The sequence below is a fragment of the Candidatus Cloacimonadota bacterium genome, from assembly GCA_011372345.1.
Lineage (GTDB): Bacteria > Cloacimonadota > Cloacimonadia > Cloacimonadales > TCS61 > DRTC01.
In genome coordinates, this window is sequence record DRTC01000465.1 from 1 (window position 1) to 4,569 (window position 4,569).

The following is a 4,569-nucleotide window of genomic DNA, read 5'->3' on the forward strand; positions in this document are numbered from 1 at the left end:
CTAGTGAATCAAGTGATGGAATGAGTTATTATTACGAAACAAAAGGTGTTAAAACTGATTTTAACCGCCTGGAAAGATTTCAAAAGTTTATTGAGAAGATCAAATAAGAAAAAGTATGAAATAAAAGGTCATTTCGCAAGAGGTGACCTTTTTATTAACTCGCTAACATTACCCGATTTTTACCTTTCTTTTTACCTTCATATAGAGCAGCATCAGCTTTGGATATACATTCGTTAATATCCAGCATATTATTATTATATTCACAAACACCGAATGTTATTGTTACGGGAATGGTCTTGCCTTTATATTCGATTTTTGTTTTGGCAATTTGTTTCCTGACTTTGTTGGAAGCTATTTTTCCACCATTCAAGTCCGTATCAGGTAAATATAAGAGAAATTCTTCTCCTCCCCAACGGGAAACAATATCCTGCTTGCGGAGAGTTTTTTTCATCAAATTGGAAACGGTTTTTAAAACAAGGTCACCCGCTTCATGTCCATAGGTGTCGTTGATAGATTTAAAATCATCGATGTCACCCATAACCAGGACAAATGATTCTTTATTTCTTTCAAATCTTTTCTGTTCATAGTTGAGTTTTTCGTTCATATCCCGACGATTGGAAAGGTTTGTCAGCGGATCCATTCGTGCCAGTTGAGTTAATCGTTCTTTTGCTTGCAGAAGTTCAACATTCTTCTCTTTCATATTGTCATTTAACTGGGCTAATTGTTTGATAATCTTCTTTTTCAGCAGATAACGATTGTATAACAAAAATGCTATCAGAATAATGAATAAGGCAAAAGCAATAGTCATCCTTATAATATCTCTTTGTCGAGTAATCTTCAATTCCCAGAGTTCCTGTTCTTTGGTCAGGTTTATAATTTCAGCATCCTTTAGAGCAGTAGATTCTTCCAGTATTTTCTTTTCGGTTTCCAGGTTAAGAGCTTTATCTTGAAGAATTTCTTTATCTTTTTTTAAGAGATCTATTTTTTCTTCTTTTTCCTTTAAATTATAGATTTCCTGTACTTCTGCTATTTTTTTACTACTTTCTTCGGAAAATATTTTCTCGGTCATTTCAGCATGAAGTTGTTTATATTTCAGAGCTTTTTGAAAATCCTTTTTTTTGTTATATAAGATTGAAAAAGTATTATAATAGTCTTTCATAAGATCATAAGCAGAGATATCATTTGAAATTTTTAATCCTTCTTCAAGTTTAATAATTGCGTTGTCGTAATCTTTCTGTAAAATATAGATTTCACTTATATTGTGCAAAGTATTCGCAATTCCATAAGAGTTATTGATCTCTTTACTGATTTCCAATGATCTGCGATAATATTCCAAAGCTTTACCATAACCATCAAGTTGAAGATAAATAACTGCTATATTATTTAAGGCATTTGCCAGATTCTGTTTATTTCCAAGTTCTGTGATAATTTCCAGAGCTTGCTGGTAATAATCGAGAGCCTTGTAGTAATTTTTTAGGTTCCGGTGGATAATACCTATATTATTAAGAGAGTTAGCTATTCCTTCTTGATCATCAAGTCTATTCTTGATCTCCAAAGAGCTTTCATAAAATTCTAAAGCTTTTTCAAATTTATTTAATTTCTTGTAGAGCAAACCAATGTTGTTCATAGTTTGAGCAGCGAGTATCTCATTATCTGTTTTTTCGATCAAATTCAGAGATCTGATCAAATATTCGATAGCTTTATCATATTTACTCAAATCGTAATAGGATATTCCAACATAATTCAGGGACATTGCCAGACTTTCATCATTATCTCCGTTTTCTTCTTTCAACTTTAAAGCCCGGAGATGATATTGGAGAGCATTTTCATATTTGTTCAAGTATTTATAAGCGACTCCAATGTTCATCAAGGAATTGGCGATTTCAATATTGTTGCCGACTTCTTCTCTCAATTGCAATGATTGATTAAAACTGTCGAGAGCTTTCTGGTATTTATGAAGATGTTTCAGATAGATGATACCTATATTATTTAGAGTTGTAGCTGCATTTTTTTTATCATCGAGTTCAAGACTGATATTCAGTGCTTTCTGAAAATTATTAAGAGCAGAATCAACATTATGTAAGGTAATAAAAGCTGTTCCAATATTGTTCAGAGCTTGAGCTTTTTGTTTTTGGTCATTTTGTTCAGAAGCCGATTTCAAGGCAGATTGAGCATATTCAAGACTTTTTTGAGGATCGATTTGCTTGTATAATAATGAAAGTTCATTAAAGATTTCAATTCTGTCAGAACCGGTTGCGGTTGTCAGTGCAGATTCCAATTCCTCAATATTCTTCTCAGTAATCAAGAAGTTGAACATTAGAATAAAAATCAGAAAAAATGTTTTTTTCATATTTTCTCATTACTCCCGGAACTTTTAATCGAGTCGAATTTTATCATCCTCGAATATCCTTAATTTATAAAAAAAATTTGGACAGTTTTTGAATTTTGGAAATTTAAGTCAAATATAAAAATTCTATCAGGAAGTAATATCTTGAGGAAAAAATCCAAATATCATTAATAGTTTATCTCAAAACGCCGAATATTCTCTCCAAAGCTATTTTTAAATATTCGATTTCCAAACCATAACTTATTCTGATCCATCCATTTCCATTGCTGCCAAAAACACTTCCCGGAATAACGATCACTCCGTTTTCTGCTAATTTCTTACAAAGCTTTTTATCATCTTTTCCGAAATTAACAAAAAGGTATGGGGAAGAGGAGTTGATTAGGATTTTGCTTTGGGGAAGATTTTCCTTTAAGAAGTTTATCATATAATTCCTGTTATCTAATAATTTCATTCTCAAAACTTCTTTGACATTTTCTCCATCGGTTGTAAGGGCTTTTAATGCTGCTTTCTGCGAGATAAAAGGAGCACAAGTGCAGATATATTGATGAGCCGAAACTATCGTTTTAATAAGTTTTCTGTTTTGAGAAACAATCCAGCCAAGTCTCCAACCGGTCATACAATATGCTTTGGAAACACCGGAAATGATCAAAGAATTTTTATGAAGATCGAGCATGGTTGCAGGTTTTTCCCGAATATATAATTCTCGATAGATCTCATCGACGACAAGCAGAATATTCTTTTCGGAACAAATACTAACAATAAAGTTAACTTCTTCAGGAGTAAAAGTGATTCCCAAAGGATTTGAGGGATTAGTTAAAATCACCATTTTTGTTTTATCTGTTATTTGTTTCAGGAACGAATGTTTATCCAAACAGAATTTTTTTTTTGGATCGAGATGGAAATATCTCGCTTTTCCACCTGTCATTTTCAAAATAGTTTTATAGGCAACAAAAGTCGGATTCGCCAGCAGAACTTCATCTCCCGGGTTTATGTAACAGAAAATTGAAGCGAAAACTGCTTCTTCCGCTCCGACTGTTACACATACATTTTCATAATCGATTTTATTTTCGTAATAATTCGCAATCGATTCTCGTAATACTTTTAAACCTGCATTGGGTGTGTAACTGATATTTCCATCTAAAAGAATTTCACGGGCATATTCCGTAAAAATTTTCGGAGTTGGAAACTGGATTTCTCCCAAACCGAGATTTATTGAGTCTTTGGGAGTTTTATCAAATATTTTCCTGATCTCGGAAATGTCTATATCATAAACTCTATCTGCTGAATATGAATTCATAGTTTTCCCCTTTTTCAACTCACCCACGATCCCTCTCTTGAAAAGAGAGGGAAGACTTTGAAATTTGAATTAGGCTCGCTTTTGCTGACTTGATCAAAGTTTTCTAACTTACTTCAGTATAAAATAATTTTTCCTCAATTTAGAAAACTTGCTATCCGGCAGCTGACGGATGGCAAGTTTAATTCTATCTCAATGCTTCTTCCAGAGTCACGGAAGCGTCACTTTTCTCATCCCGATACTTGATAATGATCGGACAATAAACGGAAAATTCAGGATTGGATTTTAAAGGTCGAGTTCCGCTGACAACAACTGCTTTTTTCGGAATTATTGCAGCTTTTCCATTTTCTTTTTTCAGATAATAATTATGAACAGCATCATAAACCGGAGTTCCGGCAGTAATGATAACTCCCGGAGCAATGATCGCTTTTTCTTTGATGATAACTCCTTCATAGATCCCGCAATTTCCACCAATAAAAACATCATCCTCGATAATAACAGGATTTGCTCCGATCGGTTCGAGAACTCCTCCCAGTTGGGATGCTGCCGAAAGATGAACTCTTTTCCCGATTTGAGCACAACTACCTACCAAAGAATGTGAATCGATCATTGTTCCTTCATCAATATAAGCTCCGACATTAACATACATGGGCGGCATCATCACCACATTTTTCCCGATAAAAGCTCCATCGCGAACAGACGAACCTCCAGGAACTATCCTGATATTTTCGGAAAGTTGGAATTCCCTTGTCGGATAAGTTTCTTTATCCAGAAAATATGACATTTTGCTGATCGGCATTTTGATTATCTCTCCCATCCTGAAGCCGAGGAGGATTCCTTTCTTTACCCATTCATTGACGATCCAATTTCCATCTTTTTTTTCTGCAGCTCTAATCTTTCCGGTGTTTAGAGATTGTTTGAATTCGGA

General features: G+C 34.0%; 3 protein-coding genes. All 3 read right to left on the reverse strand.

Features of this window, described 5'->3' with window-relative positions; all coding sequences use genetic code 11:
* Positions 1-154 precede the first annotated feature (154 nt).
* Positions 155-2,350, reverse strand: a complete 2,196-nt coding sequence (locus ENL20_09010) for a tetratricopeptide repeat protein (protein ID HHE38696.1) — start codon at positions 2,348-2,350, stop codon at positions 155-157.
* Between the two features lie 172 nt (positions 2,351-2,522).
* The gene (locus ENL20_09015; protein ID HHE38697.1) at positions 2,523-3,644 is read right to left on the reverse strand and encodes a pyridoxal phosphate-dependent aminotransferase; all 1,122 of its coding nucleotides are present in this window, start codon (positions 3,642-3,644) and stop codon (positions 2,523-2,525) included.
* A 184-nt stretch (positions 3,645-3,828) separates the two neighbouring features.
* On the reverse strand, positions 3,829-4,569 hold a 741-nt coding region (locus tag ENL20_09020; protein ID HHE38698.1), incomplete at its 5' end, for a 2,3,4,5-tetrahydropyridine-2,6-dicarboxylate N-succinyltransferase.